This is a genomic window from Cellulomonas sp. McL0606 (genome assembly GCF_058248365.1).
Map to the genome: position 1 here is coordinate 3,216,575 of NZ_CM177779.1, position 18,896 is coordinate 3,235,470.

Sequence of the window (18,896 nt, forward strand, 5' to 3'; positions counted from 1 at the left end):
TCCGCGCCGGCGCACGCCGACGTCCGCACCCCGGCCGACGGGCTGTCTGCCGGAGGCTGCGCCGCGCTACGCGTCGTCGAACAGCGTCTCGCTGAGCTCCTCGTCCACGGCGCCGTCGGCGCGACGGTCCGAGCCCTCGTCGCCCTCGTCGGTCTCGCCGTCCGAGCGCTCGTCGGTCTCGTCGTCCGCGCCCTCGTCGCTCTCGTCGTCCGCGCCCTCGGAGCCCTCCGGCCGGTCCGCGCCGTAGGCGTAGCCCTCGAGGAAGCCCCGCGCCCGCACGGTGCGCGGGTAGGCGTCGAGCCGCCCAGAACTCCGGTCCGTGGCCGGCGTGCAGCAGGTGCGCCAGCTCGTGCAGCAGGACGTAGTCGAGCACCCAGCGCGGCATCCCGCGCACGCGGTCGGAGATCCGGATGGTGCCGTCCGACGGCGTGCACGACCCCCAGCGGCGGCCCTGGTTGGTGGACCATCGCACGCTGGTGGGAGTCGCACGGCCACCCAGGTACCTCGACGAGAGGTCCTGGGCCCGTGCTGCCAGCTCCACGTCCGAGGGCTTGCGACGCCGCTCCTGAGTGTCGAGCCGCGCGAGCATCCGCTCGACCCACTCGTTCTCCTGCGCGCGTGTGAACCGCGCGGGCACGGCCACGATCGTGCGGTCGCCCTCGCGCCAGGCCGAGACCGTCCGCACGCGCTTGCGCGACCGGCGGATCTCGACCTGCGACAGGTCCTGGGTGGTGGACGACACAGGTGAACGCTAGCGCGGCGCTCCCACACGCACGGCGCGTCCCGCGGGATCTTGCCGATCTGGTGTGCTGCGGCCACTACTGTGATCGTCGCGCGGGCGTCGTGGCTTCACCACGCCCGGCCGCCGGCCGGCGGATCCCCGGCCCGGTGCACGACACCGAGGGAGGCCACCATGGCTGAGACGTATTCAGGCGAGTTCTACTGCGTGAAGTGCAAGGAGAAGCGCGAGGCCGAGGGTGACGTCGTCATCTCGGAATCGGGTCGGCGCATGGCCAAGGCCGTCTGTCCGGTCTGCGGCACCAAGCTGAACCGGATCCTCGGCAAGGCCTGATCCGCCCAGCAGAACCAGCACCGAGCCACGGGGCATCGTCCGGACGGACGGTGCCCTTCGGCATGTCCGGTGACGGTCGCGGCAGCCGTCACCGCGATCGAGACACCCGTGGAGCGGCGCCCCTCTTGACACGGCTAACGGCGTAAGCCAGAGTGGCTAACACCGTTAGCCACCGAGGAGATGCCATGAAGACCATCCACGCAGTGACCGAGATCGCCGCCCCGCCCGAGACTGTCTGGTCCGAGCTGTCGGCGGTCGCGAGCTTCGCCGACTGGAACCCGTTCATCACCTCGTTCGAGGGGAAGCTGGTCGTCGGCCGGCGGGCGCAGGTCCGCATCGTTCCCGCCGGCGGCAAGGCCATGACCTTCAAGCCCACCATCACGGTGGTCGAGGAGGGCAAGCGGCTCGAGTGGCTCGGCCGGCTCCTCGTGCCGGGCGTCTTCGACGGGCGGCACTCCTTCCTCCTGGAGGACCTGGGGGACGGCCGCACCCGCCTGACCCAGGCCGAGGTGTTCACCGGCGTGCTCGTGCCGCTCGCCGGCGGGACCGTCGAGAAGACGCAGGCGGGGTTCGAGGCGATGAACGAGGCCCTGCGCCTTCGAGCCGAGAGGGCCGCTACCGAGATCGAACGATGACCTCCCGCAGGGACGAGGTCCTCGACGTCGCGGTTGCGATGCTCGAGGACCAGGGGCCGGACGCGCTGACCATGCGCGCCCTGGCCGCCCGGATGGGTATCCGCGCTCCCTCCCTGTACAAGCACGTGCGAGACAAGGACGACATCGTCGCGGGCATCCAACAGCGGGCACTGGTCGACCTGACCGAGCACCTCTCCGCGGTCTCCGGGCAAGGGCTCGAAGCGCTGGCGCACGCGTACAGGTCGTGGGCGCGAGCGCACCCCCGGCTCTACGAGGTGGCAACCCGGCGTCCCCTGGCTCGGGAGCGCATCGCTCCCGGCGTCGAGCAGGCCGCGGCCGCACCGCTGGTCGCCGCAGCCGGAGGCGACGAGCATGCCGCCCGCGCGTTGTGGGGCCTCGCCCACGGACTGGTCGATCTGGGAGCTCTCGGACCGTTTTCCGCCGGGCGCCGACCTGGACCTGACCTGGCAGACAGCCCTGGCCCGCTGGGATCGGCGACCCGCACCTGAGCCATCCGCCGACCCCTCGCAGGAGGTCTGACCCGGCCGGCCGGGCGCCGCGGGACGTCGCACGCACGAAGCAGCACGGCGTCGTGCTGAGGGTCACGCCGGGTGCCCTCCCGGTGCCCGTGCCCGTCGTCGTGCGGCCCGCGTCGAGGGCACCTGTGGATGACCGACCGCACCCGGCGCGCCCGGGTGCGAGAGTCCTGCGATGCGACTTCGTGACGGCCTGCGTGTGGTGCGGCGCACCGAGACCGAGGTGCAGGTCGGTACCGACCCGCGATGGGCGGTCCGGCTCACCGACGTGCCGGCCGCGGTGTCGTCGGGGCCGCCGGCCCACCTCCTCGCCGTCGACGAGGTGCTGCTCGACCTGCTCACCCAGGCCCGGCTCACCCGACCGGACCTCGATGCACCCGTCGCGTCCGGGCCGGCGGCCGTCGACGCGCGGGTCTGGTCGTTGCTGCGGCCCGATGGTGACGGCAGTGCGGTCGTCCAGGCGCGGGACGGGCGTGCGGTCGCGGTCCTGGGGCTCGGGCCCACCGGTCTCGGCATCGCGATCGGGCTGGCCGCGGCCGGGGTGGGCACCGTGCTGGTCGACGACGACCGGCCGGTCCGTGCGGTCGACGTCGGGCCCACGGGATACCGCTGGACGGATGTCGGGTCGGTGCGTGCCGCCGTCGCGGCGCGCCTGCTGCGGGACGTCGCACCGCGCGTGTCCACGGAGGCCGCCCGGCCACCCGACGTCGTCGTCCTCGTCGAGACCGACGTCGCGGACCCCGACCGCGGACCCTCGCTGGTCGCGGCGGGAACGGTGCACCTGTCGGTCGTGGTACGGGAGGCGGACACCGTCGTCGGCCCGCTCGTCGTGCCCGGGCGCGGCCCCTGCCTGCGCTGCCTGGACCTGCACCGCACCGACGCCGACCCGGCGTGGCCCGCCCTGCTCGGTCAGCTGCGGTCCGACGCCGCCGCGGACGAGCCCGGTGCCACGGCCTGCGTGGCCGCCGGGCTCGGGACCGCCGCGGTGCTCGCGCACCTGGACGGCGGCGAGCGACCGCCGCCGGGCTCGCTGTTCGAGGTCGCGGCGCCCGACGCGGTCCCCCGCATGCGCACCTGGGCGGTGCACCCCCACTGCGGGTGCACCGCCCTCCCGGCCGTCCGGTAGCGGTCAGGCTGCCGGGGCCGCGTCCTTGCGGGGGCGTCCGCGACCGCGCTTGGTCGCCACCACCACACCGCCGATGAACACCTCGCCGCCCCACACGCCCCACGGCTCGGCACGCTCGAGGGCGCCGGCCAGGCAGCCCTCCATGAGCGGGCACTCGCGGCAGAGGGCCTTGGCCTGCTCCACCTGGGCTGTCCGCTCGGCGAACCAGAGCTCGGGGTCGTTCGACCGGCAAGGGATGAAGTCGGCGACCATCTGGTCGAACTGCTGACGGTCGTCGGTCGTGCTGTCGGCGAGGGGCCAGGGCCCGGATCCGCCCTGGTTCACCGTGTCGAGCAGCGTCGTGAGCCGCACGATGGCCTCCTGATGTCCTTGCTGGTGAGCGTCTTGCGTTCGGTGCCGGACCGACTGCCTTCGCTCACCCGAGTCATCGGGAGAAACAGAAAGGCCGCGGGTCCGAGTTCGGACTCCGCGGCCTGTGCCCTCGTCGAGGGCCTAGATCAGGGAAGTCCGGATGCGGTGCGTGCGGGGATCGGTCCACGTGCGCTTCGACGCACGAAAACCGGTCGGCTCGAGGGCGGCACCGCCGATGGGCAGAGCGCTCCCCTGGTAGCCGAGGCCGATGGGTGCGAGAGATCGCGGAAGGAACGCGCACACGGCGTTCGTCGTCTCGATCGTCTTGATGTTCATCAGGGCACCCACCTCCTTCTCGCTCGGACCCACACGTCTCCGTGCGGTCCATCAACAGGGACATCGTCACCCTAGGGCGGCATTCGGACGGTGGACAACCGAATTAACGACAATTCTTCGACGAGTTTGCGCCATCGCCCGATCGGCTCAACGCGCGGGCGTCCGCAGGGCCTCGAGAACCTGTTCCCCGACGTCCGCCAGCATCCGCGGACCGACGCCGCGCACCTGGCCGACCCTGCAGCGTCGCCGGGCGACGCTCGGCGATCGCGCGGATGGTCGCCGTGGTCAGCACGCTGCCGGGTTGCCGGCGCAGCTCGGCGGCGCGGGCGTCGCGCCACCGGGTCAGCGCCGCGACGACCCGCTCGTCGGGCTCCGCGGCCGGCACCTTGACGGACCGCCGCTCGCCCGGCCACAGGTCCGTGAGGAACCGGGACACCGCGCGGGACGCGCGAGCCCGCGGATGACGAGCCCGCGAGTACGACAGCTCGAGGTGCTCGCGCGCCCGGGTGATGCCGACGTAGAGCAGCCGTCGCTCCTCCGCGACCGCGGCGGGGGTCTGCGCCTGCACCGTCGGCAGGAGGCCCTCGCAGAGGCCGACCAGGAACACGGCCTCCCACTCGAGGCCCTTCGCCGCGTGCAACGACGCGAGCGTGACGCCCTCGACGGTGGGCGCGTGCTGGGCTGCCGCGCGCTCGTCCAGCTCGGCCACCAGGTCCGACACGGTCGGCGGCGCGCTCGTCGGCGGTGCCTCGGCGATCGCGTCCGCCAGCGAGACCAGCGCCTGCAGCGCATCCCATCGCTCCCGGCTGGCGCCGCGGCCCTCCGGAGCCTTCTCCGTCCAGCCGGCCGAGCGCAGGATGTCCCGCACGGCTTCCGGCATCGGCACCTCGGGATCGGCGCCCCGCGCGCCGCCGCGCAGCAGGACGAGCGCCTTGCGCACGTCGGCGCGGTCGAAGAACCGGGCGTTGCCGCGCACCTGGTAGCCGATCCCCCGGTCCGCGAGCGCGGCCTCGAACGCCTCGGACTGCACGTTGGTCCGGAACAGGACGGCGATGTCGGAGGCCGGCGTGCCGCTGCGGATCAGGGCCGCGATCCGCGTCGTGACCCCGACCGCCTCTGCGTCGTCGTCGGCGTAGGTGACGAAGGAGACGTCCGGGCCGTCGGGGCGCTGCGCGCGCAGCGCCAGGGCCGCCGGACCGTCCGCCCGCCGCATCAGGTGGTTGGCCAGCCCCACGACCTGCGGCGTCGAGCGGTAGTCGCGGACCAGCTCGATCGTCGCGGCCCTGGGGTACGAGGCCGTGAACGCGGTGAGGTGGTGCGCCGTGGCGCCGGCGAACGAGTAGATGGTCTGGCTGGGGTCGCCGACCACGCACAGCCCGTCGCGACCCCCGAGCCACTGGTCCAGCAGGTACTGCTGCAGCGGGCTGACGTCCTGGTACTCGTCGACGACGAAGTAGCGGTACTGCTCGCGGACCGAGTCGGCAACGTCGGGTCGCTCGGCCAGCATCGCCGAGAGCAGGAGCAGCACGTCCTCGAAGTCGATGACGCCCTGCTGGTCCTTCGCCGTCTCGTACGCCGTCATCAACCGGGCCACCGACTGCGGATCGACCCCGCCGGGCGCGGGGCGGTCGGTCGCGGCGGCGGCGCGCTCGTAGTCGTCCGGCGTGACCAGGGAGACCTTGGCCCACTCGATCTCCGAGGCAAGGTCGCGGATGCTCTCACGGTCCGTCTCCACGCCGACGAGCTGCGCGGCGTGCGCGACGACCTGCAGCTTCTTCTCCAGGATCCGAGGCGGCGCGCCGCCGACCACCTTGGGCCAGAAGAAGCCGAGCTGGCGCAGCGCGGCCGCGTGGAACGTCCTCGCCTGGACGCCCCCCGCACCCAGCAGCCGCAGCCGCGTCCGCATCTCGCCCGCGGCGCGCGCCGTGAACGTCACGGCGAGCACGTTGCCCGGGCGGTAGGCGCCGACGTGGATGCCGTAGGCGATCCGGTGGGTGATCGCCCGCGTCTTGCCCGTCCCCGCGCCGGCGAGCACGCGGACAGGGCCGCGCAGCGTCGTCGCGACGATCCGTTGCTCGGGGTCGAGCGCGTCGAGGAGGGGTTCGGAGGACATCGCGCCCAGTCTCGCAGCCCGGACCGACACTGCGGCACGGGTTGTGGACGGTCGCTCGACCGATCAGTTCGACCGCGGGTCTCGACCGCAGGCCTCCGCGGGCCGATGCCTGTGTCGAGCCGTGGAATCGAATCGGCGTCCCGCACGTTGTTGCCTGCAGCACTGAACCACCGAGCAGCCCGAGGACCGATGACCACGCAGACCATGCCCGACGCCGGCACCGTGACGATGTACTCCACGACCTGGTGCGGCTACTGCCGTCGACTGAAGACCCAGCTGGACTCCGCGGGCATCGGGTACACGGAGATCGACATCGAGGACCACCCGGACGCCGCGGCGCTCGTCGAGTCGCTCAACGGCGGGAACCAGACCGTGCCGACGGTGGTCTTCCCCGACGGCACCGCGGCGACTAATCCGTCGCTGGTGCAGGTCCAGGCGCGCCTCTCCTAGAGAGCCCCGCCGAACCACTCCTCGACCAGCGCGCGCGCGATCGAGGCGCGGCCGGGAGGGATGACGTCCCCGCTCGCGACCGCCGTCGCCAGCTCGTCCCGCGTGAACCAGCGTGCGTCAGCGGCTCGATCCCGTCGACGACGACGTCCGTGGTCACGGCCGACGCCCGGAAGCCGAGCATCAGGGAGGCCGGGAACGGCCACGGCTGGCTGCCGCGGTAGGACACCTGGTCGACGACGACGCCCGTCTCCTCGAGCACCTCGCGGCGGACCGCGTGCTCGAGTGACTCCCCCGACTCCACGAACCCCGCGAGCGTCGACCAGCGGCCCGGCGCCCACTGCGCCGCGTGGCCCAGCAGGATCCGGTCCTCGTCATCCACCACCGACATGATCACCGCGGGGTCGGTGCGCGGGTAGTGCTCCGAGCCGTCGGCCACGCACACCCGGATCCAGCCCGCCTGCTCCACGCGCGTGGCGGACCCGCAGCGCGGGCAGCGGACATGCCGGTCGTGCCACGCGTCGAGCGCGACAGCCGTCGTCGCCAGCCCCGCCTCTGCACCGTCGAGCGCAGCACCGAGCTCGCGCAGCGAGGTCCAGCCCGTCGGCGCGGTCGCCACTCGTCGGTGCACGAGCACGTCCGACGGCTCACCCGCGAGTGGCAGCGGGTCCGGCTCCGGCACCCGACGCGCCAGGTACAGGACGCCGTCGGTGTCCTCACCGAGCAGAAGCCAGTCCGCGCCCGGCTCCGCGTCGTCGGCGTGCGCCAGGCCCGCCACCTCGTCCGCCGTGCGGTAGGCCAGTGCCCGCTCCGGCGTCGTGCCGACCGAGCCCCCGCGCACCAGCACGATGCGGGTCGACGGGGTGCGCAGCGCCGTGTCGACGACGTCCGTCTCGGTACGGCGGTGGGCGGCGCGGTCGATGTCGGCTCGGGAGAGGGGTAAGTCGTCGGAAACGATCACCCGCGCCACGTTACGGGGCCGGGACCGCCCCGAGTTCGTGGACAGATCGTCGGAAACGATCACCCGCGCCACGTTACGGCGCCGGGGACCGCCCCGAGTTCGTGGACAGATCGTCGGAAACGATCACCCGCGCCACGTTACGGCGCCGGGCACGGGCCCGAGGACGTGACTGCCCCTCTGCACCTCGTGGGCGATCCGGTCCGTCGATTCAGGCAACGACGGGGCAAAGGGACGATTCGGGCGCGGACACGCCGAGCGGCTCCCCGGGATGCACGGCGGGTCGCTCCTATCCTTGGCGCGTGGTTCGCTCACCCCTCGCCCTGGCCGCACTGGCTACCGTCGCCGTGCCGGGCCTCGACGCGTTCGACGTACGTCGACCAGCCCGACCCGGCACCGACTACGACACGGCCGTGGTCATCGACTCCACCCGGCAGCGCTGGGTGGTGCGCGCGCCCCAGCACGCCGCGGCGGGCGCGGCGCTCGAGGCCGAGGTGGTCCTGCTCGGTCTGCTCGGGCCGGAGGCCGCTACCGGTCGACTGCCGTTCGCCGTCCCGGTGCCCGCCGGGTTCGCGCACCTGCCCGAGGGTGGCCGCGCGAGCGTGCACGCCGAGATCCCCGGGCAGTCACTGGATCTCGAGCACCTGCAGCCCGGGCCCGGCCTGGCGGCGTCGCTCGGTCGTGCGCTGGCCGCGCTGCACGAGCTGCCGACGAACCTCGTCGAGACCGCCGGTCTGCCCGTGTACGACGCGGGCGCGTACCGCCAGCGCCGCCAGGCCGAGGTCGACGAGGCCGCGCGCACCGGCAAGGTGCCCCCTGCCCTCCTACGCCGCTGGGAGGCCCGCCTCGAGGACGTCGCCCTGTGGCGGTTCCGGCCGACCGTGGTGCACGGCGACCTGAGCGCCGACCGCGTCCTCGTCGTCGGCGACGCCGTGAGCGGGATCCTGCACTGGGGCGACGCCTGCGTCGCCGACCCGGCCGACGACCTCGCGTGGCTGCTCGTCGCCGCGCCGAGCGATGCCGTCGACTCGATCCTGGAGGCGTACCAGCTGCGGCGCACCGAGCTCATCGACCCGCACCTGGTCGACCGCGCGAACCTCGCCGGGCTCGCGCTGGCGCGTTGGCTGCTCTACGGCGTGCGGACGGGTGACGTCGAGATCATCGACGACGCCGTCGCCATGCTGGTCGAGCTCGACGACCACACGCGGGCCCTCGACGAGATCGAGGCCGAGCACCAGATGGCGTGACCGTCGGGTCGACGGGGCCACGCTTCAGTCGGGCTGCCCGTCGCACCATGGCGTTGCGCGCTGCGCGCCGCTGGTACACCCCGTGCCCGGTGACGGTCGTCGCGGTCAGCGGCCAGCCGGTGCGTCGTCGACGAGCCCCTCGAGGTCGAGCGTCGGCTGGTTCGCGGGTTGTCGCACCTTGCGCCCGGCCCAGCCCTCCCGGGCGTGCGCAGGGGCGTTGTCGCGACGACCGCCCCTGTTCGCGCCCGGCGCCGCGGCGCGCACCGGTCGCTCGGGGGCGGCCTCGCGGGTGGTCGCCGCTCGCAGCAGGGCGGTGATCTCGCCCTCGTCGAGCAGCCGCTGCGGGTAGACGGTCACGCCCGAGCCGACGTAGCAGAACGCCGCACGAACCCGGTCGAGCGGGATCCCGGTCCAGCGCGACCACGCCAGCCGGTACACGGCGAGCTGCACCTCACGTGCCGCCCGGGTCGCCTGGTCCTCGGGCGGTACGCCCGTCTTCCAGTCGACGACGACCACGCGATCGGACCGAGCGCCGGCGCGATCGACGTCGGCCTCGGGGTCGGCGAAGACGGCGTCGATCCGCGAGCGCAGGACGTAGCCGTCGACCGGCGTCTCGACGTCCACCTCGATCGCGATCGGCGACCGGTTCGCCCACTCCGAGGACTGGAACGCGGCCTGCAGCGCCTGTTCGTCCTGGTCGCTCTCGGCCGTGTCGTCGTCGGCACCCGGCAACGCGTCCACATCGACCAGGGCAGCCGCGCCGTACCAGCTCTCCACCCAGGCGTGGAACCGGGTGCCGCGCCGGGCCTGCGGTGACGGCTCGGCCGGGACGGGGCGCCGCAGGTGCCGGGCGAACTCGGTCGGGTCGCTCTCGAGCCGGACGACCGCCGAGGCCGACAGGTGCGCGGGCAGCCTCGACCGTGCCCACCGGCGTCCGGCCCCGCTCCCGCTCGGCCAGCAGACGGGTCGCCAGCACCTCCCACGGGTGCTCGTCGTCGCCGGCTCCTAGCGCCCCCGCGTCCCGCATCGCCGCGCGGACGCGCTGCGCCGCGCCCTCGACGAGGCCGCGGCGCGGCGAGGCACCGTCGGTGGCGAACGGGTCCGCCGGCCAGACCGCGGTGAGCTCGCGGGCGCCCCGGGGGTTCTCCTCGCCGTCGACGGGTGCCGGGTCCCATGCGTCGAGCTCGACGAGCCCGGCCTCCGCCAGCTCGTCCAGGAACGTCGACACCTTGCGGGCGCGCGACCCCTCGCCCCACCAGGCCGCCGTCAGGAAGAGGGCGGTGCGGGCGCGGGTCAGGGCCACGTACGCCAGCCGACGCTCCTCGGCGACCTGGTGGTCACCGGCGCGGAGCACGAAGTCCTTGCGCCGCTCCTCCAGGTCCTTGGGGTCGGCGGCTCCGGCGTGATCGAGCTCGGGCAGGTCGTGCCGGTCGCCGCGCAGCGGGTACGGCAGGGAGCCGAGACCGGTGAGCCAGGCGGAGTCCTTCGGGCCGTCCTTGCCCTGCGCCGCCGTCGCCGGCAGACCGCCGTCCACCAGCCCGGCGACCGCGACGACGTCCCACTCGAGCCCCTTGGCCGCGTGCACCGTGATGAGCTGGACCGCGTCCGGGTCCGGCTCGGCCACCGGCATGTCGAGCCCGTGCTCCTTCGCCTCGGCCGCTTCCAGCCACGCGAGGAACCCTCCGAGGTTGGGGTGGTCCGCCGACCGGGCGAAGTCGGCGGCGACGTCCCGGAACGCGTCCAGCTGGGCCCGGGCACGGCCCGGCGTCGTGCCGGCGCGCGCGGCGACCTCGATGTCGAGCCCCAGCAGCCGCTCGGCCTCGCCGACCAGTTCGGGCACCGACAGGTACGTGTGCGACCGCACCACCCGCAGCAGCGCCGCGAGGTCGACCAGCCGCGCCCGCCCCGTCGCGCTCAGCGTCCGTCCGCTCCGGCTGGTCCACCCCGCCGCGGGGAGCTCGCTGATCGCGTCGAGCGCGTCCACGATGCTGCGCTCGTCGACGGCGTCGGCCTCCACGACCACGGTCTCCTCGACGCCGGAAGCGGGAGCCGCCGCCCGACTCTGCGCGCGCGCCGCCTCGCGGCGCTCACCGTGCTCACGCTGGCGCGACGTTCCGCTGTGTCGAGCAGCCAGCTCGCCTGCCCACGCCGCGAGCGCGTGCAGGTCGGCCGCGCCCAGAGCGGTCCGGGCACCGGTCATCAGGCGCATCAGGGCGTCGCCACGGGACGGGTCGTGCGCCGCCTGCAGGACGGCCACCAGGTCCACGACCTCGGGCGCGGACAGCAGCCCCCCCAGCCCGACCACCTCGACCGGGAGCCCGCGCGCTCGCAGCGCTCGTCGCAGCGGTTCGAACTGCGACCGCTTGCGGCAGAGCACCGCGGCGCTCACCCGTCCCGTTCCGTCTACCGACGGGCGCCACCGGTCGGCGACGAACGTCGCGACCGCCGACGCCTCGTCCTCGATCGTCGCGGCCACGTGGCCGTGCACGTGGCCACTGCCGGCCCCCGGTCGCGCGGCCAGGACCGGGACCTCGACGCGCGTGCTCGCCGCGCGCAACGGGCCCGCGACGTGGTTGGCGGCCGCGAGGATCCGTGCGTCGTTGCGCCACGACGTCGACAGCTGGTGCACGTCGGCCCGGGTTCGTGAGCCGTCGTCGTGGAGCTGGGGGAACTGCGCCGGGAAGCCCTCCAGACCGCCTGCGCTCGCACCGCGCCAGCCGTAGATCGACTGGTGCGGGTCGCCGACCGCGGTCACCGGGTGCCCGTCGCCGAACAACGCGCCGAGCAGGGTCAGCTGCGCGTAGGACGTGTCCTGGTACTCGTCGAGGAGCACCACCCGGAACCGTGTCCGCTCGCCCGCGCCGACCTCGGGCACGTCCAGCGCGAGCCGCGCGGCGAGCGCGACCTGGTCGCCGAAGTCGATGGCGTCCGCGGCGCGCTTGCGCCGCCGGTACTCGGCGACGAGATCGAGCACGCGGACGCGTTCGTCCAGCGACCGGATCAGCTTCTTGACCTCGGCGTACGGCTCGCGCGCAGGCGTCCCGGCGGGCGTCGCCAGCAGGGCCTCGATGATGGCCTCGATGCCGACCCGCGCGGCCGACGGGTCGAGCAGGTGCTCGTCGAGCGCGCCGGACAGCGTCAGCACCGCCTCTGTCACCGTGGAGGTCGCCGCGTCCGTGTCGAGGTCGTCGCCCCACGCCTCGACGACGTCACTGGCCAGCTGCCACTGGGCGGCCTCGCCGAGCAGGCGGGCCGACGGGTCGAGACCGAGCCGCAGCGCGTGGTCCGCGACGAGCGAGGCGGCATAGGAGTTGTAGGTCGCGATCGTCGGCCGGGCCAGGCCCGCGAGCGCATCGTCGTCCGCCGCGTCCGCGAGGGGGACGCCCTGCGCGGCAGCAGCGCGCGACAGCGTCCGCAGCCGCTTGCGCACCCGCTCGGACAGCTCGCCGGCCGCCTTGCGCGTGAACGTCAGGCCCAGCACCTGGTCGGGCTGCACCACACCGTTGGCCAGCAGCCAGACCACGCGGGCCGCCATGGTCTCGGTCTTGCCCGAACCGGCGCCGGCGACCACCAGGGACGGGGTCAGCGGCGCCTCGATGATCCTGCGCTGCTCGTCCGTCGGCGCCGGCTGACCCACCAGCTCCGCGATCTGGGCGGCCGAGAGGCGGGCCGAGACCGACCCGTCCGGGAGCACGCTCGTCATGCGACCACCTGCCCACCCTCGCCGCGCACCGGGCATGAGCGGCGGACCGGGCACCGGTCGCACAGGTCGTTGGCGGTCGCCTCGAACGTGGAGGCCGCCATCTTGTCGGCCACCTGGTCCACCAGCACGCGCGCCCAGCTGGGCCCTTCGGCCTCCGGGCCGAGCGGCGGCTGCTCGCGGATGGCGGCCGACACGCCCGTGCCCAGGTACACCAGCTGCGCGCCACCGCTGGTGGCACCGGCCGGCAGGTCGGCGAACGCGCCGGCGTCGACGGCGAGCTGGTAGGCGCCGAGCTGGGGGTTCTCGGCGGCCTTGGCTGCGGTCGGCGGGCTTGCGCCGGTCTTGAGGTCGACCACGCGCACGGCTCCGTCGTCCGTCCGCTCGATGCGGTCGACGCTGCCGCGCAGGGTGGCCCGGTCCGTCTCCAGCGAGAAGGCGCCCTCGGTCAGCAGCGGCTCGCCCGCGGACCGCAGGTAGCCGGCGAGCCGGTGCACCATGGCGTCTGCACGCCGGCGCGTGGCCATCGCCGGCCAGCCTGTGCCGAGCCCGAGCTCGCCCCACCGCTGGTCCAGCGCGGCCGCCAGCTCCGCCTCGGTGCCCTGCGGGTGCTCCTGCGCGATCGCGTGCAGCAGCGTGCCCAGGTTCTGCGTGCTGCTCGACGAACCCGTCCCCCCGGCGGACTCGAGCGCCCAGCGAAGCGCGCAGCGCTGAGCGGTCTCGACCTTGGACGGCGAGACCGGGACGCGCTCGTCGGGCGCCCAGAGCGGAGCCCGGCTGGACGGAGCGGCGAGGCCCAGCCAGTCCCCGGGGTCGGCTCCGGGCACACCGTCCGCTGCCAGCCGGGCCAGGGTCCGTGCGGCCGCCGGGTCGGGTTCGACGCCGTCCAGGGCCGCCTGCTCGAGGTGCGCGCGCAGCTGGGCGACCAGCCCCCGCAGGTCCAGCGGCGCGGGTGTGCTGGTCCGCCGCGGATCGAGGTCCTCGTCGTTGGGTTCGACCAGCTCGACGAACAACGACGGCTGGTGGTCGACGTCGTCGACCGCCGTCACCAGCAGCGACGTGCGCGCGCGGGAGCAGGCGACGGCGAACGTGCGCAGCTCGTCGGCGAGCACCGCCTGCCGCGCCTCGGCGGCCTCCCGACCGGGGTCGGAGTGCGTGACGCCGCGGCCCGCGAGGACGTCGACGAGCGTCTGCGCACCGAGCAGGGAGTCGCGCAGCCGCAGGTCCGGCCACGTCCCGTCCTGGACACCTGCGACCACGACGACCTCCCACTCGCGACCGGCCGCACCGGCAGGCGTGAGCACCTGCACCGCCGCCCGGCGTGCCCGTGCCGCGAGCGAGTCGGACGGCAGGTCCTGCGCCTGCAGCCAGTCGACGAACGCGGCCGGCGCCGACCGCGGCATCCTGTCCACGAACGTCTCGGCGGCCCGGAACACCGCCAGCACCGCGTCGAGGTCTCCGTCGGCACGCTCCCCCGCCGAGCCGCCCGCGAGCGCGGACCGACGCCAGCCCTCGGCCTGGTCAGCCGCCGCCCACAGCGCCCACAGCACGGTCTGCGCGTCCGCGTCGGGGCGCGCGGCCGCCGACCGACCGGCCGCGAGCACACGCGCCAGACGTACCACCGGTCGCGCCGCGAGTGGCAGCTCCCCGAAGCCGTCCCCTAACGCCTCCACCAGCAGCAGGTCGCTGGCGCGCCCGCCGCCCGCCGCGAGCTCGTGCGCACGCAGGGCCCGGCGCACCCGTCGCAGCCCCACCGCGTCCAACCCTCCGAGCGGGGAGCATGCGAGCCGGACCGCCGCGGCCGCGTCCAGCGGCGCCGCGCCGACGCACACGCGCATGGCGTCGAGCAGAGGCGCCACCGCCGGCTCGTCTCGCAAAGGCACGTCGCTGCCCAGCACGCTCACCGGGACGGCCGCCCCCGCGAGCGCGCGCCGCAGCGCGGTGACCTGCGCACCGGTCGGCGCAAGAACGGCCATGTCCGCCCACGCCACGCCGCGCTCGACGTGCGCCGTGCGCAACGCGTGCGCGACGTACGCGGCCTCCTGCGCGGTGCTCGGCAGCAGCGCCACCTTGGCCCCGGTGCCCTCCTGGCCGACGGCGGTCGCTTGCCGGTGACGGACGACCCCCACGCTGCCGATGCGCTCGGTGATCCGCTCGACCACCTGTCGCAGCTGGGGGTCGTGCCGCCAGACCGTGCGCAGCGTCATCGTCCGGGCGCCGAGCTCGCCCGGGCCGGACCCGGTCACCACCGCACGCCCGACCAGCGACGGCGCGGCACCGCGGAACGACTGCACGGCGGCGTCGGGGTCTGCCAGCAGCACCACGCGGGCGTCGTCGTCGGCCAGCGCCTGCACGAACCGGGCCGTCGCCGACGTGCTCTCCTGGTGGTCGTCCACGACGACCAGGCCCCAGCGCGGCCGGACGGCGCCCGGGACCTCGTCCTCCCAGGTCAGGAGCGCCTGCGCAGCCTCGTCCACGACGACCGCGGGGTCGAGCCGCGCCCCGAGGTCGGGGGTGCCGGTGCGCAGCTCGACGATGTCGAGGTACTCCTCGTACAGCCGCGCGGCACTGACCCACGCGGGCCGACCGTGCCGGTCGCCGAGCTCCGCCAGGTCTGCGGGCCGCACGCCCCGCTCGGCGGCCCGCATGAGCAGGTCGCGCAGCTCATCGCGGAACGGGCGCAGCCGCAGCACGTCGGGCCGGACCTGCGGCGGCCAGGCGAGCGGGACGCCGTCGCCGGCGGCATGCCCCGCGAGCAGCTCGCCCAGCATCAGGTCCTGCTCGGCGCCCGACACGAGCGTGGGCGGCCGCTCGCCGAGCAGCGCGGCCCGCGCACGCAGGACGGAGAACGCGGCCGCCGCCGCGGTCTGCACCAGCGGGCGCCCCGACGTCGCCCGCAGGCGGGCCGAGAGCCTGTCGCGCAGGTCTGCCGCGGCGCGTCGGCCGGCGGCGATCACGAGCACGTCGTGCGGGTCGAGGCCGGCGTCGACGGCCGCGACGACCGACTCGAGCGCGACGGTCGTCTTGCCCGTCCCTGGCGCCCCGAGCACCAGGAGAGCGGGATCGGTGCCCCGCGCCACGGCCGAGACCGCCGCGGCCTGGTCCGGGTCGAGGTGGACGAGCGACCCCGGCCCGGAGACCGGGACGTCGGCGAACGCCGGGCGCACGAGGCGCAGGGCGGGCGTCGCGGTGGTCACGCGGACGAGTCCATCACGAGCCACCGACAGGGCTGCGCACGACCCGCGACGGGCACAAGATCACGCAGAAGACCGCGCGGAAGACAAGCCGGAGATCAGCCCGGGAACGGCCACGCGTTCGGCACGCACGGTGCCGCCCGGTAGCTCTGCTGCTGCATGACCGGTGCCAGCTGGCCCGCCCCGGGGCACTTCTGGTGCTGGTGCCCCAGCAGGTGACCGACCTCGTGGTTGACCACGTACTGGCGGTACAGCGTCTTGTCGGCGGTGTACTCGGGCGTCGTCTCGACCCACCGTCGCAGGTTCAGCACCGCGTGCCCGGCCCGTCCGCACGAGACCTCACCGTCGGTCTGCAGCGGCGCGCACAGACGGTCGACGGTCGACGGCGAGGCCAGCAGCACGCGGAACGACGCGTCGCCGTCGGTGCGCGCGAAGGACGTCGAGCCGTCCCCGCCCCAGCCGCGCGGGTCGTTGAGCGTGGCCATGACGAGGGCCGCGAACGCCGCCCCGTCGATCGCCAGCCCCTGCTCGACCTCGACGCGGACCGTCCGCACGACGCCGGTGCCCGGTCCGGGGTCGCTGCCGGGCACGACGACGAACGTCCCGCCGGCGACCTCGGGCACGTCCGCGGAGAGCAACCCGGCGGCGACGTCGGCGGCGGTCAGACCCGGCGGCAGGGCGACGATGCCCGGCGCGGCGTCGGCGACGCTCGGCTCCGGGTCGGCGGGCGCGGGGCTCGGCGACGGCTCGTCGGCGATCCGCAGGCCGCCGCTGCGGCTCTGCAGCCCGGTCCGGTCGAGGATGGCGGCATCGGGCATGAACGGAGACTCGACGAGGGACGCCGCGGCAGCAGGACTCGTCGGAACCCCGAACAGCGCCCCCGCCCGCGGGTCCGCGGCGGCCGCCCACGCCGTGCCGGCACCCGCGACGAGCCCGGCGAGCACCGCGACGACGAGCGGACCCCGACGGCGGCCGGACGCGACGAGACGGCGCCCACGGCCGCGCGCGTGGCGGCGCGGGAGCCTGGTCTCGCCACCGTTCCGGCGTCTGCCGGTCTTCGTCACACTCGGTATCGTCGCATCGTTGACACATCACGTCGCTACCATCACGGGATGACGGCCGGGACAGACGGACCCACCCCTCGTCCGCGCAACCCGCGGATGGCTCGCGACGAGCGTCGCGCGCAGGTGCTCCGGATCGCCCAGGAGCTGTTCTCGACCGAGGGCTACCACCACGTCTCGATGGACGACATCGCCGAGCGGGCCGAGGTGAGCAAGCCGGTGCTCTACCGGCACTTCCCGTCCAAGCTCGACCTCTACCTCGCCGTCGTCGACCTGCGCGGGACGGATCTGCTCGTGGCCGTCGACGCGGCGGTCGCCTCGATCGAGCAGGGCCCGGTCCGCCGGGGCGACGGACGCGACGTCATCGCCGCGATCGTGCAGGCCTACGTCATGTTCGTCGAGGGCGCAGGAGAGGCGTCGGTGCTCCTGTTCGAGTCCGACGTCACGCACGACGCCGACGTGCGGGCCCGCGTGGAGCACGCGTCCTCGCAGGCCGCCCTGCGGATCACGACCGTGTTGTCCGAGGTCACGGCCCTGTCGCTCGAGGACGCGGGCCTCCTGGCCGTCTCGCTGATCGCGATGGCGCAGGGCGCGGCGACGCATCGGCTGCGCCGGCCGGACGACGTGGCGCCCGAGCGGACCGTCGCGCTGGTGACGCAGCTGGCCTGGGGCGGGGTGTCGGCGCTGATCCGGCCCGACTTCGTCTACCAGGACGCCTAGGATCGGACGATGTGCCTCGGCCCACCGGCCGAGGCAGCAACCCCAGCTTGCAGAAGGACGTGGAAGAGATGACGGTGGAGATCACCATCGGCGTGCAGAACTCGCCCCGCGAGATCAGCCTGGAGTCGGACCAGACGCCCGACGAGATCGGTGCCGTCGTCGCAGCCGCGCTCAGCGGTCGCCCGACCCTCGAGCTCACCGACGTGCGCGGCCGCCGGGTCATCGTGCCGGTCGCGAGCCTGGGCTACATCGAGATCGGCTCCGAGACCAAGGGCCGGGTCGGCTTCGGCACCGTCTGACGTCGCCCGGGACGAAGGAGCCTCGGACGTCGTCCGGGGCTCCTTCGTTCTGCATGGGTCAGGCGGTCAGACCGAGCCGCGCCATCCGACGGGTGTGCTGGGCGGTGAGCTCCCCGAACAGCTTGGTCGGCGCACCGTCACCGGCACCGCCGCCAGCGGGGGTCCGGGCCGAGCCCAGTGCGACGAGCCGCACGAGGGCCGGGCGCTGGACGAGCAGCCGCTGCACCACACCGAGCGCCTCACCGACGAGACGCCGGCCCCACAGGGCGAGGCGGGCCGTCAGGACGCCGTCGGCGGACCCGGCGGCATCGAGCTCGGCGACGGCCAGCTCGGCGTGCGACGCGTCGTCGAGGACCTCGAGGACGATCGCCCGCGACTCCTCGTCGAGCCCCTCGGCGGCCAGCCGGCAGAAGTCGTCGGCGACGCCGTACCCGACGTAGGCCTTGAGCAGCCGCTCCCACCAGGTGCTCGGCTGGGTGCGGGCGTCGAAGTCGTCGAGGACGTGGTCGTACTGCCGCACGGCCTCGACGGGGTCGCCGCCGATCTCGGTGATGCGGGCGAGGATCCGGTCGCGGCGGCCGACGGCACCGGCGGCGAACCGGCTGAGCTTCGAGCCGCTGCTCGATGGTCGGTGCGAGGGCGGCGTCGGCGGCGAGGCGGCCGAAGGCGACGTGCTCGAGCTGGGCGACCAGGCCGAGCAGCTCGACCGCGTCGGCGCGCTCGAGTGCGGCAGGGCTGGCCGCGGCGGGGCCGGCCGCGGAAGGTCCGGCCACGGCGGCGCTCTCGGGACGCGAGGGGGTGGTCGTCATCCGAGGATCGTAGTCCGGTCGGTGGGCCCTGCGCAGGGCGCCGACGGAGCACCCGCGGACGCCCCGCGGGTCCGGCGCCGGGGCGGCGGTGCCGTCGGATAGACTGGCACGGTAATTCGGTTGCCCGGTCGTCTCGTCCTTCAAGAGCTCGACCCTCTCGCTCAGCCCCGGACCCGTCCGGAAGACGCTCGCGAGTCGCCTTTCACGATCGGCTGCCGGCCACAATGCGTGGGGAGCTCCGCTGTCGCCCGGGAATCATCCGACGTCGTCCGACGAAAGCTGTCGGCCTGTC

At 74.5% G+C, this 18,896-nt stretch carries 16 protein-coding genes and 2 pseudogenes; 8 read left to right on the forward strand and 10 right to left on the reverse strand.

The genetic code is table 11. The annotated features are described in order from the left end of the window. Positions 1–66: 66 nt before the first annotated feature. A pseudogene (locus AC38ZX_RS16250) lies at positions 67–742 on the reverse strand (SprT-like domain-containing protein). A 171-nt stretch (positions 743–913) separates the two neighbouring features. Between AC38ZX_RS16250 and AC38ZX_RS16255 the strand changes: the two are divergent. From AC38ZX_RS16255 to AC38ZX_RS16270, 4 genes are all read left to right on the forward strand, one after another. Further along, positions 914–1,072, forward strand: a complete 159-nt coding sequence (locus tag AC38ZX_RS16255) for a DUF5679 domain-containing protein (RefSeq protein WP_197029876.1) — start codon at positions 914–916, stop codon at positions 1,070–1,072. A gap of 185 nt (positions 1,073–1,257) precedes the next feature. Beyond that, the gene (locus AC38ZX_RS16260; protein ID WP_491295206.1) at positions 1,258–1,707 is read left to right on the forward strand and encodes an SRPBCC family protein; all 450 of its coding nucleotides are present in this window, start codon (positions 1,258–1,260) and stop codon (positions 1,705–1,707) included. After that, positions 1,704–2,216 carry a TetR/AcrR family transcriptional regulator gene (locus tag AC38ZX_RS16265; protein WP_491295207.1) on the forward strand — a complete coding sequence of 171 codons (513 nt, stop codon included), beginning with the start codon at positions 1,704–1,706 and terminating at the stop codon, positions 2,214–2,216. The genes AC38ZX_RS16260 and AC38ZX_RS16265 overlap by 4 nt, the downstream gene beginning before the upstream one ends. Positions 2,217–2,418: 202 nt before the next feature. Next, positions 2,419–3,369 (forward strand): thiamine biosynthesis protein ThiF, encoded by a 951-nt coding sequence (locus tag AC38ZX_RS16270; RefSeq protein WP_491295208.1) that lies wholly within the window; start codon positions 2,419–2,421, stop codon positions 3,367–3,369. Positions 3,370–3,372: 3 nt separating this feature from the next. Here AC38ZX_RS16270 and AC38ZX_RS16275 read toward each other — a convergent pair whose 3' ends face one another. From AC38ZX_RS16275 to AC38ZX_RS16285, 3 genes are all read right to left on the reverse strand, one after another. Further along, complete coding sequence (locus AC38ZX_RS16275) at positions 3,373–3,720, reverse strand: WhiB family transcriptional regulator (RefSeq protein ID WP_426592893.1); 348 nt, start codon at positions 3,718–3,720, stop codon at positions 3,373–3,375. 141 nt (positions 3,721–3,861) lie between these two features. Further along, positions 3,862–4,056 (reverse strand): hypothetical protein, encoded by a 195-nt coding sequence (locus AC38ZX_RS16280; RefSeq protein ID WP_491295209.1) that lies wholly within the window; start codon positions 4,054–4,056, stop codon positions 3,862–3,864. 103 nt (positions 4,057–4,159) lie between these two features. Beyond that, positions 4,160–6,169, reverse strand: coding sequence for an ATP-dependent helicase (locus tag AC38ZX_RS16285; RefSeq protein ID WP_491295210.1), 2,010 nt, complete (start codon positions 6,167–6,169; stop codon positions 4,160–4,162). A 189-nt stretch (positions 6,170–6,358) separates the two neighbouring features. Here AC38ZX_RS16285 and AC38ZX_RS16290 point away from each other — a divergent pair, with 189 nt between their 5' ends. Continuing rightward, the gene (locus AC38ZX_RS16290; RefSeq protein ID WP_426592896.1) at positions 6,359–6,619 is read left to right on the forward strand and encodes a mycoredoxin; all 261 of its coding nucleotides are present in this window, start codon (positions 6,359–6,361) and stop codon (positions 6,617–6,619) included. Here the strand turns inward: AC38ZX_RS16290 and nudC are convergent. Next, positions 6,579–7,577 carry an NAD(+) diphosphatase gene (gene nudC / locus AC38ZX_RS16295; RefSeq protein ID WP_491295211.1) on the reverse strand — a complete coding sequence of 333 codons (999 nt, stop codon included), beginning with the start codon at positions 7,575–7,577 and terminating at the stop codon, positions 6,579–6,581. The two genes, AC38ZX_RS16290 and nudC, sit on opposite strands and share 41 nt — an antisense overlap. A 299-nt stretch (positions 7,578–7,876) precedes the next feature. On the opposite strand from nudC, the gene AC38ZX_RS16300 reads away from it, so the two are divergent. Next, positions 7,877–8,821, forward strand: coding sequence for a phosphotransferase (locus AC38ZX_RS16300; RefSeq protein ID WP_491295212.1), 945 nt, complete (start codon positions 7,877–7,879; stop codon positions 8,819–8,821). 105 nt (positions 8,822–8,926) lie between these two features. On the opposite strand, the gene AC38ZX_RS16305 is transcribed toward AC38ZX_RS16300, so the two are convergent. From AC38ZX_RS16305 to AC38ZX_RS16320, 4 genes and pseudogenes are all read right to left on the reverse strand, one after another. Further along, the gene (locus AC38ZX_RS16305; protein WP_491297455.1) at positions 8,927–9,733 is read right to left on the reverse strand and encodes a PD-(D/E)XK nuclease family protein; all 807 of its coding nucleotides are present in this window, start codon (positions 9,731–9,733) and stop codon (positions 8,927–8,929) included. Positions 9,734–10,142: 409 nt separating this feature from the next. Beyond that, a pseudogene (locus AC38ZX_RS16310) lies at positions 10,143–12,560 on the reverse strand (ATP-dependent helicase); the annotation flags it as partial. Then, the gene (locus AC38ZX_RS16315) at positions 12,521–15,718 is read right to left on the reverse strand and encodes an ATP-dependent helicase (protein WP_491295213.1); all 3,198 of its coding nucleotides are present in this window, start codon (positions 15,716–15,718) and stop codon (positions 12,521–12,523) included. The pseudogene AC38ZX_RS16310 and the gene AC38ZX_RS16315, both read right to left, overlap by 40 nt. A 95-nt stretch (positions 15,719–15,813) precedes the next feature. Next, complete coding sequence (locus tag AC38ZX_RS16320; RefSeq protein WP_426592901.1) at positions 15,814–16,779, reverse strand: DUF3152 domain-containing protein; 966 nt, start codon at positions 16,777–16,779, stop codon at positions 15,814–15,816. Positions 16,780–16,827: 48 nt separating this feature from the next. On the opposite strand from AC38ZX_RS16320, the gene AC38ZX_RS16325 reads away from it, so the two are divergent. After that, the gene (locus AC38ZX_RS16325) at positions 16,828–17,496 is read left to right on the forward strand and encodes a TetR/AcrR family transcriptional regulator (protein ID WP_426592902.1); all 669 of its coding nucleotides are present in this window, start codon (positions 16,828–16,830) and stop codon (positions 17,494–17,496) included. A 68-nt stretch (positions 17,497–17,564) separates the two neighbouring features. Further along, on the forward strand, positions 17,565–17,795 hold the full coding sequence (locus AC38ZX_RS16330; protein ID WP_426592903.1) for a DUF3107 domain-containing protein: 231 nt from the start codon (positions 17,565–17,567) through the stop codon (positions 17,793–17,795). Positions 17,796–17,853: 58 nt separating this feature from the next. Here the strand turns inward: AC38ZX_RS16330 and AC38ZX_RS16335 are convergent, their stop codons facing one another. Then, positions 17,854–18,528: a ferritin-like fold-containing protein gene (locus AC38ZX_RS16335; RefSeq protein WP_491297457.1), complete on the reverse strand. Its 675-nt coding sequence runs from the start codon at positions 18,526–18,528 to the stop codon at positions 17,854–17,856. Between the last annotated feature and the right edge of the window lie 368 nt (positions 18,529–18,896).

Coding starts and splice junctions, on each gene's coding strand:
- AC38ZX_RS16255 (WP_197029876.1), top strand. CDS start 914: ATGGCTGAGACGTATTCAGGCGAGTTCTACTGCGTGAAGTGCAAGGAG.
- AC38ZX_RS16260 (WP_491295206.1), top strand. CDS start 1,258: ATGAAGACCATCCACGCAGTGACCGAGATCGCCGCCCCGCCCGAGACT.
- AC38ZX_RS16265 (WP_491295207.1), top strand. CDS start 1,704: ATGACCTCCCGCAGGGACGAGGTCCTCGACGTCGCGGTTGCGATGCTC.
- AC38ZX_RS16270 (WP_491295208.1), top strand. CDS start 2,419: ATGCGACTTCGTGACGGCCTGCGTGTGGTGCGGCGCACCGAGACCGAG.
- AC38ZX_RS16280 (WP_491295209.1), bottom strand. CDS start 4,056: ATGAACATCAAGACGATCGAGACGACGAACGCCGTGTGCGCGTTCCTT.
- AC38ZX_RS16285 (WP_491295210.1), bottom strand. CDS start 6,169: ATGTCCTCCGAACCCCTCCTCGACGCGCTCGACCCCGAGCAACGGATC.
- AC38ZX_RS16290 (WP_426592896.1), top strand. CDS start 6,359: ATGACCACGCAGACCATGCCCGACGCCGGCACCGTGACGATGTACTCC.
- AC38ZX_RS16325 (WP_426592902.1), top strand. CDS start 16,828: ATGACGGCCGGGACAGACGGACCCACCCCTCGTCCGCGCAACCCGCGG.
- AC38ZX_RS16330 (WP_426592903.1), top strand. CDS start 17,565: ATGACGGTGGAGATCACCATCGGCGTGCAGAACTCGCCCCGCGAGATC.